General features: G+C 58.9%; 12 protein-coding genes. 5 read left to right on the forward strand and 7 right to left on the reverse strand.

What is annotated here, in order from left to right; translation table 11 throughout:
- Positions 1-61: 61 nt before the first annotated feature.
- A complete protein-coding gene (fpr, locus tag JQR87_RS13960; protein ID WP_407296092.1) occupies positions 62-838 on the reverse strand; it encodes a ferredoxin-NADP reductase in 777 nt (258 codons plus the stop codon).
- A 114-nt stretch (positions 839-952) separates the two neighbouring features.
- On the opposite strand from fpr, the gene JQR87_RS13965 reads away from it, so the two are divergent.
- A complete protein-coding gene (locus JQR87_RS13965) occupies positions 953-1,879 on the forward strand; it encodes a LysR family transcriptional regulator (protein WP_407296090.1) in 927 nt (308 codons plus the stop codon).
- A 47-nt stretch (positions 1,880-1,926) separates the two neighbouring features.
- On the opposite strand, the gene erdR is transcribed toward JQR87_RS13965, so the two are convergent.
- Positions 1,927-2,577 (reverse strand): response regulator transcription factor ErdR, encoded by a 651-nt coding sequence (gene erdR, locus JQR87_RS13970; RefSeq protein ID WP_407296088.1) that lies wholly within the window; start codon positions 2,575-2,577, stop codon positions 1,927-1,929.
- A gap of 234 nt (positions 2,578-2,811) precedes the next feature.
- Here erdR and JQR87_RS13975 point away from each other — a divergent pair, with 234 nt between their 5' ends.
- Positions 2,812-3,735, forward strand: coding sequence for a DMT family transporter (locus tag JQR87_RS13975; protein WP_407296085.1), 924 nt, complete (start codon positions 2,812-2,814; stop codon positions 3,733-3,735).
- A gap of 8 nt (positions 3,736-3,743) precedes the next feature.
- Here the strand turns inward: JQR87_RS13975 and JQR87_RS13980 are convergent, their stop codons facing one another.
- Positions 3,744-4,460, reverse strand: coding sequence for a tRNA-uridine aminocarboxypropyltransferase (locus JQR87_RS13980; protein ID WP_407296083.1), 717 nt, complete (start codon positions 4,458-4,460; stop codon positions 3,744-3,746).
- A 117-nt stretch (positions 4,461-4,577) separates the two neighbouring features.
- Here JQR87_RS13980 and JQR87_RS13985 point away from each other — a divergent pair, with 117 nt between their 5' ends.
- A complete protein-coding gene (locus JQR87_RS13985; RefSeq protein WP_407296080.1) occupies positions 4,578-4,970 on the forward strand; it encodes a PA3611 family quorum-sensing-regulated virulence factor in 393 nt (130 codons plus the stop codon).
- 365 nt (positions 4,971-5,335) lie between these two features.
- Complete coding sequence (locus JQR87_RS13990) at positions 5,336-6,427, forward strand: TIGR00730 family Rossman fold protein (protein ID WP_407296077.1); 1,092 nt, start codon at positions 5,336-5,338, stop codon at positions 6,425-6,427.
- 50 nt (positions 6,428-6,477) lie between these two features.
- Here the strand turns inward: JQR87_RS13990 and recX are convergent, their stop codons facing one another.
- The 4 genes from recX to JQR87_RS14010 form a co-directional block, all read right to left on the reverse strand.
- Positions 6,478-6,939, reverse strand: coding sequence for a recombination regulator RecX (gene recX, locus JQR87_RS13995; RefSeq protein WP_407296074.1), 462 nt, complete (start codon positions 6,937-6,939; stop codon positions 6,478-6,480).
- Positions 6,940-6,944: 5 nt separating this feature from the next.
- A complete protein-coding gene (recA, locus tag JQR87_RS14000) occupies positions 6,945-7,988 on the reverse strand; it encodes a recombinase RecA (RefSeq protein WP_407296072.1) in 1,044 nt (347 codons plus the stop codon).
- Positions 7,989-8,072: 84 nt separating this feature from the next.
- Positions 8,073-8,573, reverse strand: a complete 501-nt coding sequence (locus tag JQR87_RS14005; RefSeq protein ID WP_407296069.1) for a CinA family protein — start codon at positions 8,571-8,573, stop codon at positions 8,073-8,075.
- A 90-nt stretch (positions 8,574-8,663) separates the two neighbouring features.
- On the reverse strand, positions 8,664-9,089 hold the full coding sequence (locus JQR87_RS14010; protein ID WP_407297686.1) for a potassium channel family protein: 426 nt from the start codon (positions 9,087-9,089) through the stop codon (positions 8,664-8,666).
- Between the two features lie 235 nt (positions 9,090-9,324).
- Between JQR87_RS14010 and mutS the strand changes: the two genes are divergently transcribed.
- Positions 9,325-11,895: a DNA mismatch repair protein MutS gene (gene mutS / locus JQR87_RS14015; protein WP_407296066.1), complete on the forward strand. Its 2,571-nt coding sequence runs from the start codon at positions 9,325-9,327 to the stop codon at positions 11,893-11,895.
- The last annotated feature ends 129 nt before the right edge of the window (positions 11,896-12,024 follow it).

Genomic DNA, 12,024 nt, shown 5'->3' on the forward strand with positions numbered 1-12,024 from the left:
ACCGGCCATAAAAAAAACCGGCAAGCGCACCGCGCTAGCCGGCTTCTCTGCTCCCTGAACGCTACTTCTCGACGAAGGCCCGCTCGATCAGATAATGACCCGGGTCACCCATACGAGGTGAAGCCTTGAGCCCGAAGCTATCCAGCACCTCGCTGGTCTCAGCCAGCATGCTTGGGCTGCCGCATATCATCGCGCGATCATCTTCGGGGTTGATTGGCGGCAGACCGATATCGGTGAACAGCTTGCCGCTGCGCATCAAATCAGTCAGACGGCCCTGATTTTCGAAAGGCTCACGCGTGACAGTCGGATAGTAGATCAGCTTTTCCTTGAGCGCTTCGCCAAAGAATTCATTCTGCGGAAGGTGCTCGGTGATGAACTCGCGATACGCCACCTCGTTCACGTAGCGAACACCATGAACCAGGATTACCTTCTCGAAGCGCTCATAGGTTTCCGGATCCTGGATCACGCTCATGAACGGCGCCAGGCCGGTGCCAGTGCTGAGCAGATACAGATGCTTGGCGGGAAGAAGATCGTCCAGCACCAACGTCCCCGTCGGCTTACGGCTGACCATCAGCGAGTCACCCTCTTTGAGATGCTGCAGCCGAGACGTCAACGGACCATCCGGAACCTTGATGCTGAAGAACTCCAGATGCTCTTCGTAATTAGGGCTGGCGATGCTGTACGCGCGCATCAGGGGCCGCCCTTCGACTTCCAGGCCAATCATCACGAACTGGCCGTTTTCAAAGCGCAGACCCGGGTTGCGGGTGGTTTTGAAACTGAACAGCGTGTCGTTCCAGTGATGCACACTGAGGACTCGCTCGACGTTCAGGTTGCTCATGTAAGTCTTCCCCTTCTAGCGCGCTCAGGCGCGTCAATAATTGCTACTAGTTTACCGACCTGATTAATATCCGCTAAACGAATATTAACGATATATGTTATCGGTTATATAGATATGCATTTCACGCTCCGTCAGCTTCAGGTTTTCGTTGCTTTTGCGCGATACGAAAGCGTTTCACGCGCAGCAGAGAGCCTTTCCCTATCACAATCGGCAACCAGTACGTCACTGGCCGAGCTGGAGCGTCAGTCAGGCTGCCAACTCTTCGACCGCGCAGGCAAGCGGTTGTGGCTGAATGCGCTGGGCCACCAGCTCCTTCCGCAGGCGGTGGGCCTGCTCGACCAAGCCAAAGCCATCGAGGACCTGCTGGCCGGCAAAACCGGTTTCGGCTCATTCAGCGTTGGGGCCACGCTTACGGTCGGCAACTACCTCGCCACCCTGTTGATTGGGGGCTTCATGCAACGGCACCCTGAATGCAGAGTAAAACTGCATGTACATAACACTGCACATATTGTCCAACAGGTTGCGCAACACGAACTTGATCTCGGTCTGATTGAAGGCGACTGCCAGCACCCGGAGATTGAGGTACTGCCATGGGTCGAGGACGAACTGGTGGTGTTCTGTGCCCCACAGCATGCACTGGCGGGACACACCGAGGTGAGCGTGGAACAGCTGTCTCGTGAAGCATGGATACTCCGAGAACAGGGCTCCGGTACACGCCTGACGTTTGATCACGCCATGCGCCACCATCCCGCCAAACTGAACATTCGCCTTGAGCTCGAGCATACCGAGGCGATCAAGCGGGCCGTCGAATCCGGCCTCGGGATAGGCTGTATCTCTCGGCTGGCTCTGCGCGACGCGTTCCGCCGCGGCAGCCTGGTTGCTCTCGAAACGCCCGAACTTGATCTGTCTCGACAGTTCTACTTCATCTGGCACTCATTGAAGTTTCAAACTGCCGCGATGCGGGAATTCGTCGAGCAATGCCGAGCACTAACAGCCGGCGTGCGACGAAGTGATGAGATCGTGTTGCCCACGATTGCCTGACCGACGCCTCCAATCGCAGCTGCATGAACCGGCGCCCTATGCTGGGATCAGGTGCCAGGAATCGAGCCCATCTGCTGCAGCAGAAGCGCAGCCTGGGTACGCGTACGGACGCCCAGCTTTCGGAAGATCGCCGTAACGTGCGCCTTGATGGTCGCTTCGGACACGCTGAGCTCGTAGGCGATCTGCTTGTTCAGCAAACCGTCACACACCATCGTCAGCACGCGGAACTGTTGAGGCGTGAGGCTCGCAAGACCTTCGCTGGCAGCCTTGGCTTCTGCGCTTACATGCGCAACCTCATCGATATTGCTTGGCCACCAGACGTCGCCTTCAAGCACGACGCGAACCGCCTGCTGAATCGTCTCCAACGAGCTGGACTTGGGAATGAAACCACTGGCGCCAAACTCGCGCGAACGCGCCACCACCGCAGCATCTTCCTGAGCAGAAATCATCACGACTGGCAGTTGAGGGTATTGCCCCCGGAGCAACACCAGCCCAGAAAATCCATAGGCGCCGGGCATGTTCAGGTCCAGCAGAACCAGATCCCAATCGGAGGTTCGAGTCAGCTGGGCTTCGAGCTCGGCGATGCTAGCCGCCTCGGACAGCCGCACCCCATCGCCCAGACCAAGCGTCAATGCTTGCTGTAGCGCACTGCGAAACAGGGGATGATCATCAGCGATAAGGATTTCGTAAGCAGCCATGGCGGACCTGTAGTTTTTATTGGCGCTTTCACCAGCCTGAGCCGGATGCTGACAATCAGGACGGTAAGAACCCGCAATATGCTCGGATAACCGCGATGATGATATCGCGCCACCACGGGAAATTCGATCACCGTTGCGCATTAAATCACTTGAGCGAGAGGCGAATGACGGCAATTGTGGCCAATTACACCGCTTTGATGCAGAGTTACCGGCTTTCTGCACGCGAGTTGAAAGATGCGTAAACAAGCCCTTCGCGCTGACTTTATGATGCTCATTACGGCCATGATCTGGGGTAGCGCATTCGTCGCACAGCGGATCGGTATGGAGAACATCGGCCCGTTTCTGTTCACTGGGTTGCGCTTCGCCTTGGGCGCGCTCGTGCTGCTGCCATTGCTGGTGCATCAGGGCCGAGGCGCCGCAGGACAGAAACCGTTCCTTGAGCGTGGGCTGCTGATCGGCGGTATCTGCATGGGCCTCGCGCTCACTGTCGGCATCAACCTGCAGCAGGTCGGCTTGCTGTTCACCAGCGTGACCAACTCAGGCTTTATCACCGGGCTGTATGTCATCGTCGTGCCATTGCTGGGCCTGGCCATTGGTCACAGGACCGGAATGGGGACTTGGGTGGGCGCGATCCTCGCGGTGGTCGGCATGGCATTGCTTAGCATCGACGAGAATTTTCAAGTTGCATCTGGCGACTGGATACAGCTTGCAGGAGCCTTCGTGTGGGGCGTTCATGTGCTGCTGGTGAGTTTTTTCGTTGGTCGCCATGACGCCATCCGCCTAGCCTTCTTGCAGTTCGTCACCTGTGCGGTTGTCAGCCTGGTGCTGGCGGCGTTCTTCGAACAGGCCAGTCTGAACAGCATCTGGCTAGCCGCGCCTGCATTGATCTACGGCGGCATGTTCGCTGTTGGGGTGGGCTACACCTTGCAGGTCGTGGCGCAGAAGCATGCAATCGCCTCACATGCCGCGATCATTCTCTCACTCGAAGCCGTGTTCGCCGCAATTGCCGGGGCGTTACTGCTAGACGAAAGCCTCAACCCGCGTGGTTATCTCGGCTGCGCACTGATGTTCATTGGCATGCTCGCTGCACAACTCTGGCCACGGAAAGACGTCCCTGTGGTTGTAGATAACGAGATACCGCCGGTGGCCCGGCACTGATCCGAGTATTATTGCCCGCCCAGAGCAACAAGAGCGCGATGAGTCTCATCATCGAAGTCAGGCTGACGATGATGCTTCGCGCCCAGGTAATGGTCAGTAAAGGCATCTAGCCAGGTATCCAGCGCTTCTGCGCCCTGCTGGTCTCCCACCAATCCAAGGCACAACGCAGCGACTTGCGCAGTACACAGATGCTCGCTACGCGTCGAGCGGCGCAGACGGTAACGCGACAGTACGTCGGCCTGCAGGCTCAGCACTGGCAACTGGTTCAGGTATGGGCTTTTACGAAACATCTTGCGCGCTTCGGTCCAGGTCGCATCAAGCAGAATGAACAACGGACGCTTTCCTTGCGCAACATTGATGTCTGATACCACTCGGCCAGGCTCGGCGTACTCGCCTGGAAAAACAACGACCGGCTGATATCTCGGGTCGGATAGCAGCTCCAGCAGAGCAGGCTCGACACCCGTCCGCTGCCACGTAAAGGCGTAGGTATCCGCGACGATATCGGCAATCAGCCATCCGGTATTGCTTGGCTTCAACGGCTCGATATCGTGCATGATCAGGCAGACTGCACTTTTGGTCGCCACCGTTGGCTGCCAGGCGCATAAACAATGACTGACAGCGATCCGACAGCGAGTGCAGCGGGGCGTACGCGAGCCGCGCGCGATAAAAGGCTTGGCGCTACGCGCCAGACGCGCCTCGCGAAGACGAATCACAGCATGAGACATGGATATACGATCGGCCTAAAAGGGACGGCAGTTTACCAGCCCGCCGGCAAAGCTTGGCAGCCGATGAACCGTCCCGACTGGCACCGGTCGAACGACGGCAGTCATCAGGAGAACACCATGTACCGTCTAACCTCGCTCCTCACGCTATGCCTCGCTTTGCCATTCGCTCACACCGCTTCGGCGCAGGATCAACCGCTCGGTCAATTGCTCGACGAAGTTGCCCGCGAAAGCAGTGTAGGCACCCCTCGTGCGATCAACTCCGACATCCTCGACGAGGGTTATAGCGTCGACGGCAACGAACTGGTTAACCACCTCAGTGTCCAGCCACGCCACGCCGCAGAAATGCGTGACAACCCCAAGCAGGTCCGCACCCAGCTCGCTGCCAGCGTTTGCAACAATGAAGGGTTGCGGCAGCTGATGAATCAGGGTGCAGTGTTGCGCTTCGAGTTCAGTGAATACCAAAGCAAAAAGCCAATCACTACCGAGCGCTACCGCGCCAACGATTGCTGATATGTTGAACACACCTCGAGCCGCCTTGGAGCGACTCGACGACGTTAGCGCACTATGCTCGGCCTCCCTCGCCCTGTTGTCCGAAGCAGTTTGAAGCGGCAATAGCGAGGCCGGTCGCAGCACGTAATAAGAAAACGCCCATACCGGCCCGACGGGAGTGCGTGCTAACTCGGGACGCACAGGCTCGAGCCCAGAGCACACAGTCCCCGTCCATGCGCCCACGAAGGGGGCCCCGCAGCGCGGCCTGTCACCCAGGGCCCAAGCGCTACGCTATCGTTAGCGGTAACCATGCGTCCAAGTCGCTACCCATCTACCACTATTGACATTGGCAGCAGCTGCGCGCAATTCAATACAAGGGAGACGTTATGCCTTTCGAGCCGGACGACTATCTGTCGCGACACTTCAAGACCAGCGGTGCGGAGCTGTCGAAGAAAATCGATGAACTGGTGGCGCTCGTTGTACCCGAAAGCAGCCAAAACCGGCCTCTATATCGGGAAATGCTGGTGACTGTAATTCGAATGGCACAAGCCGACCGAAGCCGTTGGGATGCCAAGATCCTGTTACAGACCATGCGCGAAATGGAGCATGCTTTTAGCCGGCTCGATCAGTTCAAGCGACGCCGAAAGGTGACTGTTTTTGGCTCGGCACGCACGCCTATCGAGCATCCCCTTTATGCACTTGCACGTGAACTCGGCAAAACCCTGGCCCGCCATGACCTGATGGTGGTCACGGGTGCTGGAGGCGGCATCATGGCGGCGGCCCATGAAGGCGCCGGCATGGATAATAGCCTTGGGCTGAACATCACCCTGCCCTTCGAGCAGCACGCCAATCCTGTGGTGGACGGCACCGACCGCCTGCTGTCCTTTCACTTCTTCTTTGTACGTAAGCTGTTTTTCATCAAGGAGGCGGATGCCTTGGTGCTTTGTCCCGGTGGTTTCGGCACGCTGGACGAAACCCTCGAAGTTCTTACCCTGGTCCAAACGGGCAAAAGCCCGCTCGTCCCCATCATTCTGCTGGACGAGCCAGGAGGCACGTTCTGGAAAGACGCGCTGAGCTTTATGCGCCACCAGCTGGAAGGGAATCGCTACATTCTGCCGACCGACATGCGATTGATGCGCCTTGTGGACACTGCCGAGGACGCTGCCGCCGAGATCGATCACTTCTATAGCAACTTCCATTCAAGCCGATGGCTGAAGGATCGCTTCGTCATGCGTATCAACCATGTACTGAGCGATGCGGCAATGTCTCATATGAACGAACAGTTCGCCGACCTCTGTCTCAAAGGCGGCTTCGAGCAGCAAGCGTGCGGCGACATGGAGCTGGACGAGCCGGAACTGCAGCCGTTACCCAGGCTGTGTTTCGTTTTCAACGGGCGGGACCATGGCCGGCTGCGAGAGCTGACCGACTTCATCAATACCAAGGAACACTGGGCATCGTCGCTGGGTACGGACGACTGAAAATGACGCGGTTACAAACGGACAACGCTGACACAGCTATCGAACCCAGATCAGTCCAACGAAGCGCCCCGTAGGAGGCGCCCGATCAAATCCAGCGGATAACCCCGATAGCTCAGGAAGCGCCCCTGGCGGGCCCTTTCGCGTTGATCGCCTGGCAATTCACCAAACTTTCGCAACCAGACGTCGCGCAGCTGCTCACCCCAGTCAAAGCCGCTGTCTCGCAACGCCTGCTCGACATCCTCTCGTGGCAGACCTCGCTGGGTCAGCTCCTCGCGTATGCGCAATGGGCCATAGCCCGCATTGGCGCGCATCCGCACAAAGCTTTCGAGGTAACGGGCCTCACTGAGCAGCCCCTCATCAGCCAGCCGCTCCAGCGCTGGCTCGATGAGATCAGCCGGAGCACCGCGCGAGCGCAGCTTACGGCTTAGCTCCATTCGCCCGTGTTCGCGCCGGGCCAGTAGGTCCATTGCAGCCCGCCGCACCGCGGCGGGGGTGTCGAGCACGACCGGCATGCTGCTTAGAAGTCAGCTTCGGCCAGATCTTCTACGACCGGATTGGCCTTGTTGTTCTGCGAAACCACCAGCAGCTTATCGCGAATCTGCTGTTCGATTTCACGACCGATCTCCGGGTTCTCTTCCAGATACTTGGCAGCGTTAGCCTTGCCCTGCCCGATCTTGTTGCCTTTGTAGGCGTACCAGGCTCCCGATTTCTCGACCAGCCCCTGCTGAACGCCGAGATCAATAACCTCGCCATTACGGTAGATGCCCTTGCCGTAAAGGATCTGGAACTCGGCCTGACGGAACGGTGGCGCTACCTTGTTCTTGACGACTTTGACGCGGGTTTCGCTGCCGACCACCTCATCGCCTTCCTTCACCGCGCCGGTACGGCGAATGTCGAGACGAACCGATGCATAAAACTTCAGTGCGTTACCGCCAGTAGTGGTTTCCGGGCTACCGAACATCACGCCGATCTTCATGCGGATCTGGTTGATAAAGATAACCAGGCAGTTGGCGTTCTTGATGTTACCGGTGATTTTACGCAGCGCCTGAGACATCAGCCGCGCCTGGAGGCCGACGTGGGTATCACCCATCTCGCCTTCGATTTCCGCCTTGGGAACCAGAGCCGCTACGGAGTCGACGATGATCACGTCAACCGCATTGGAGCGCACCAGCATATCGGTGATTTCCAACGCCTGCTCGCCCGTATCAGGCTGCGAGACCAGCAGGTCGTCGACATTGACGCCTAGCTTGCCAGCGTAATCGGGATCAAGCGCATGCTCGGCGTCGACGAAAGCGCAAGTGGCGCCGGCCTTCTGGGCTTCGGCGATAACGGACAGCGTCATGGTGGTCTTACCCGACGACTCCGGACCGTAGATCTCGACGATCCGGCCTTTAGGCAGGCCGCCTATGCCAAGGGCAATATCCAGGCCCAGCGAGCCGGTGGAAATCGAAGGTATCGCCTGGCGATCATGATCGCCCATGCGCATGACCGCGCCTTTACCGAACTGCTTTTCGATCTGGCCCAAGGCGGCAGCCAAGGCGCGCTTCTTGTTCTCGTCCATTACAATCCTCACTTGATCAAGAGGGCCAGAGGCCACGACAACTGTATAAGTAGACAGTATTAGAGCATAGGCTAAAACAAGCGCCTAGCCCTGACTCGGATTTTCTCCGGACACAAGGCGGATCAATCCGACGAGCGCCGCCTCGACACTCCGTTCACGAACGGCCTGCCGGTCGCCGTCGAACTGGAAGCGCCTTGAGAACCGCTCATCGTCGCGAGCCCAGGCCAACCACACCGTACCGACGGGCTTTTCCGGCGAGCCACCGCCCGGCCCCGCTACGCCGCTAACCGCAACGGCATACCGCGCCCCGCTAGCGGCTTGCGCCCCGCGCACCATCGCTTCGACCACTTCGCAGCTCACTGCACCCACCTCGGAAAACAAGTGTTCCGGCACTTGCAGCTGACGGGTTTTCTGTAGATTGGAATAGGTGATGAAACCAGCTTCGAACCATGCCGAACTGCCAGAAATACGGGTAATGGCTTCGGCAATGCCTCCCCCGGTGCAGGACTCGGCTGTTGTCACTTGTGCAGCGCGATGGTGGAGCGCACGGCCCAGCTGAGCGGCAAGCTCGGTCAAGGTGGACATAAAAGCTCCTGATGCAATGTAGAACGCTACCTTAGCAGCGCGAGTGCCACCGGTCAGCCACACATGGCCGAGGCCCCTCATTGCTCGCCGTCACCGCACAGTCCAGTAGCGCTGCATTTCAAGAAATAGAAACGAGGCGGTCCAGGTGATCAACACCAGCCCCGTCAACGCCTCGATGCCGGTCAGAAAGCGAATGGGGCCGACGGGGTGGATGTCGCCGAAGCCGACCGTCGTAAATGTTGTGAACGAAAAATAGGCACAATCCAACAGGCTGCCACTGAACTCGCCGGCCAGCGATCCCCAACCGGGCGCGTGGTGCATGAAGTAATAGGCAAAGGCAAACACCCAGACCTCCATGGCGTGGGCGGTCAGGGCGCCGAACACACCAAACAGGATCCAGGCGCGATGGTGGAAACGCGGGCTCGGCCTGCTTGCAGAAAGACGCGACAGAAACTCGTAGTGAATCGCCACAACCACCGCAACGACGATCACGTTAACCAGCGCGACCAGCAGCAGATTCGTAGATGCGCTCGACGCCTGTTCCAGACCAGACATAGCAATACCGATCATTCAAACTGCTGCGTGGGGTGCCGATTGAAGGCTCGGCAGGTTTGCCTCATCGTACCCGTCACGTCCCATGATAACCTTCGCGGTTTATTTCACCCTGCGCACAGTGCCAGCAAACGCCTCCGTTAGAACGGAGTCGAGGCGCGTCCGCGCTATACCAGCACATTGCCCCAAGTCGAGTCATATGTCACAAGACCTGTCCCATCACACACCCATGATGCAGCAATACTGGAAGCTCAAGCGCGAGCATCCTGATCAGCTGATGTTTTACCGCATGGGCGACTTTTACGAGCTGTTCTACGACGATGCCAAGAGAGCGGCCAAGCTGCTCGACATCACCCTGACCGCGCGTGGCCAGTCCGGGGGCAACGCAATCCCGATGGCGGGCATCCCGTTTCACTCAGCCGAGGGTTACCTCAGCCGCCTGGTCAAGCTTGGCGAGTCCGTGGTGATCTGCGAGCAGATCGGTGACCCAGCTACGAGCAAGGGGCCCGTCGAGCGACAGGTGGTGCGGATCATCACCCCGGGCACGGTGAGTGACGAAGCGCTTCTCGACGAGCACCGCGACAATCTGCTGGCAGCGGTAGTCGGCGATGAAAAGCTTTTTGGCTTGTCGGTCCTGGACATCACCAGTGGGCGATTCAGCGTGCAGGAGTTCAGCGGCTGGGAAACCCTGCTGGCTGAGGTAGAGCGGCTGAACCCGGCTGAGCTGATGATCCCTGATGATTGGCCAGCGAGCCTGCCGGTCGAGAAACGTCGCGGTGTGCGGCGACGCGCCCCCTGGGATTTCGACCGCGACAGCGGCTTCAAAGGCCTCTGCCAGCAGTTCGGCACCCAGGATCTCAAGGGCTTCGGCTGCGAGCAGCTAACGCTGGCCATTGGTGCTGCGGGTTGTTTGCTGACGTACGCCAAGGAGACCCAACGTACCGCACTGCACCATTTGCGTAACCTTCGTCATGAACGTCTCGACGAGACGGTCATCCTTGACGGCGCGACCCGGCGTAATCTGGAACTGGACATCAATCTCGGCGGCGGTCGCGAAAACACGTTGCAATCGGTTGTCGATCGCTGCCAGACGGCCATGGGCAGCCGCCTGCTGAGCCGCTGGCTGAATCGCCCGCTGCGTGATCGAAGCGTGCTCGAAGCCCGCCAGGACTCTATCACCTGTCTGCTCGAACATTACCGCTTCGAGCAGATTCAGCCACAGCTGAAGGAAATCGGCGACCTCGAGCGCATCCTCGCACGCATCGGCCTGCGAAACGCTCGGCCGAGAGACCTGGCGCGCCTGCGCGATGCACTCGCTGCCCTGCCTCAGCTTCAGGAAGGCATGAAAGAGCTGGTTGCGCCTCATCTGACCGAGCTGGCCACCACCATCCAGACCTACCCTGAGCTTGCTGAGTTGCTGGCAAAGGCCATCATCGACAACCCACCGGCGGTGATCCGCGAAGGCGGCGTACTGAAGAGCGGCTACGACGCCGAACTGGACGAACTACAATCGTTGTCCGAGAACGCCGGCCAATACCTGATGGATCTGGAAACCCGCGAGAAGGCACGCACCGGATTGGCTAACCTGAAGGTCGGCTACAACCGCGTACATGGCTATTTCATCGAGTTGCCAAGCAAGCAGGCTGAATCTGCACCAGCCGACTACATCCGCAGGCAAACGCTCAAGGGCGCCGAACGCTTCATTACACCCGAGCTGAAGGCGTTTGAAGACAAGGCCCTGTCTGCCAAGAGCCGCGCATTGGCGCGCGAAAAGCAGCTCTACGAAGAACTGCTGGAACGCCTGATCGGTCATCTCGCGCCGCTGCAGGATAGCGCCGCGGCGCTGGCCGAACTCGACGTGCTCAGCAACCTGGCCGAACGCGCCCTGACGCTGGACCTCAATCGTCCGCGCTTCGTCGAGCATCCGTGCCTGCTGATCGAGCAAGGTCGCCATCCGGTTGTTGAACAGGTTCTGCAAACGCCCTTCGTAGCGAACGATCTCAAGCTTGATGACGACACCCGCATGCTGGTGATCACCGGGCCGAACATGGGCGGTAAGTCGACCTACATGCGCCAGACCGCGCTAATCGTTCTGCTGGCCCAGATCGGCAGTTTCGTACCAGCCAAGGGCTGCGAGCTGTCATTGGTTGACCGCATTTTCACCCGTATAGGCTCTTCGGACGATCTGGCAGGCGGCCGCTCGACCTTCATGGTGGAGATGAGCGAGACGGCCAATATTCTGCATAACGCCAGCGACCGCAGCCTGGTTCTGATGGACGAAGTCGGTCGCGGCACCAGCACCTTCGATGGTTTGTCGCTGGCCTGGGCAGCGGCTGAGCATCTGGCAAAACTACGCGCCTATACGTTGTTCGCGACCCACTATTTCGAACTCACCGTGCTGCCAGAAAGTCAGCCGGTGGTGGCCAATGTGCATTTGTCGGCCACCGAGCACAATGAGCGGATCGTGTTTCTTCATCACGTGCTGCCTGGGCCTGCAAGCCAGAGCTACGGCTTGGCCGTGGCGCAATTGGCCGGCGTGCCCGCTGATGTCATCCAGCGCGCACGTGACCATCTGTCGCGATTGGAAACCACCAGCCTGCCCCACGAGACGCCTAAGAGTTCGCCCGGCCAGCCTGCCCCACCTATGCAAAACGACCTGTTCGCAAGCCTGCCTCACCCCGTGGTCGAAGAATTGGCGCGAATCAATCCCGATGATATGAGTCCGCGCCAGGCACTGGACCTGCTATACAACCTGAAAGCGCGTGTCTGACGGCTGCGAAAAAGCTGCTAGAATCGCGCGCATTTTTTGGATATGAGCGGCATTTGCCCGGTGCCGCCATAGTCCTGCCGAACGGGGGCGTCATTGCAACGCCACCTGACACGCCCGAGGAGATAGCTA

It is taken from the genome of Stutzerimonas stutzeri (assembly GCF_051028275.1).
Lineage (GTDB): Bacteria > Pseudomonadota > Gammaproteobacteria > Pseudomonadales > Pseudomonadaceae > Stutzerimonas > Stutzerimonas stutzeri_AS.

Bases quoted from the DNA above. Each gene is read 5' to 3' on its own strand.
- fpr (WP_407296092.1), bottom strand. From the start codon at position 838: ATGAGCAACCTGAACGTCGAGCGAGTCCTCAGTGTGCATCACTGGAAC.
- JQR87_RS13965 (WP_407296090.1), top strand. From the start codon at position 953: ATGCATTTCACGCTCCGTCAGCTTCAGGTTTTCGTTGCTTTTGCGCGA.
- erdR (WP_407296088.1), bottom strand. From the start codon at position 2,577: ATGGCTGCTTACGAAATCCTTATCGCTGATGATCATCCCCTGTTTCGC.
- JQR87_RS13975 (WP_407296085.1), top strand. From the start codon at position 2,812: ATGCGTAAACAAGCCCTTCGCGCTGACTTTATGATGCTCATTACGGCC.
- JQR87_RS13980 (WP_407296083.1), bottom strand. From the start codon at position 4,460: ATGTCTCATGCTGTGATTCGTCTTCGCGAGGCGCGTCTGGCGCGTAGC.
- JQR87_RS13985 (WP_407296080.1), top strand. From the start codon at position 4,578: ATGTACCGTCTAACCTCGCTCCTCACGCTATGCCTCGCTTTGCCATTC.
- JQR87_RS13990 (WP_407296077.1), top strand. From the start codon at position 5,336: ATGCCTTTCGAGCCGGACGACTATCTGTCGCGACACTTCAAGACCAGC.
- recX (WP_407296074.1), bottom strand. From the start codon at position 6,939: ATGCCGGTCGTGCTCGACACCCCCGCCGCGGTGCGGCGGGCTGCAATG.
- recA (WP_407296072.1), bottom strand. From the start codon at position 7,988: ATGGACGAGAACAAGAAGCGCGCCTTGGCTGCCGCCTTGGGCCAGATC.
- JQR87_RS14005 (WP_407296069.1), bottom strand. From the start codon at position 8,573: ATGTCCACCTTGACCGAGCTTGCCGCTCAGCTGGGCCGTGCGCTCCAC.
- mutS (WP_407296066.1), top strand. From the start codon at position 9,325: ATGTCACAAGACCTGTCCCATCACACACCCATGATGCAGCAATACTGG.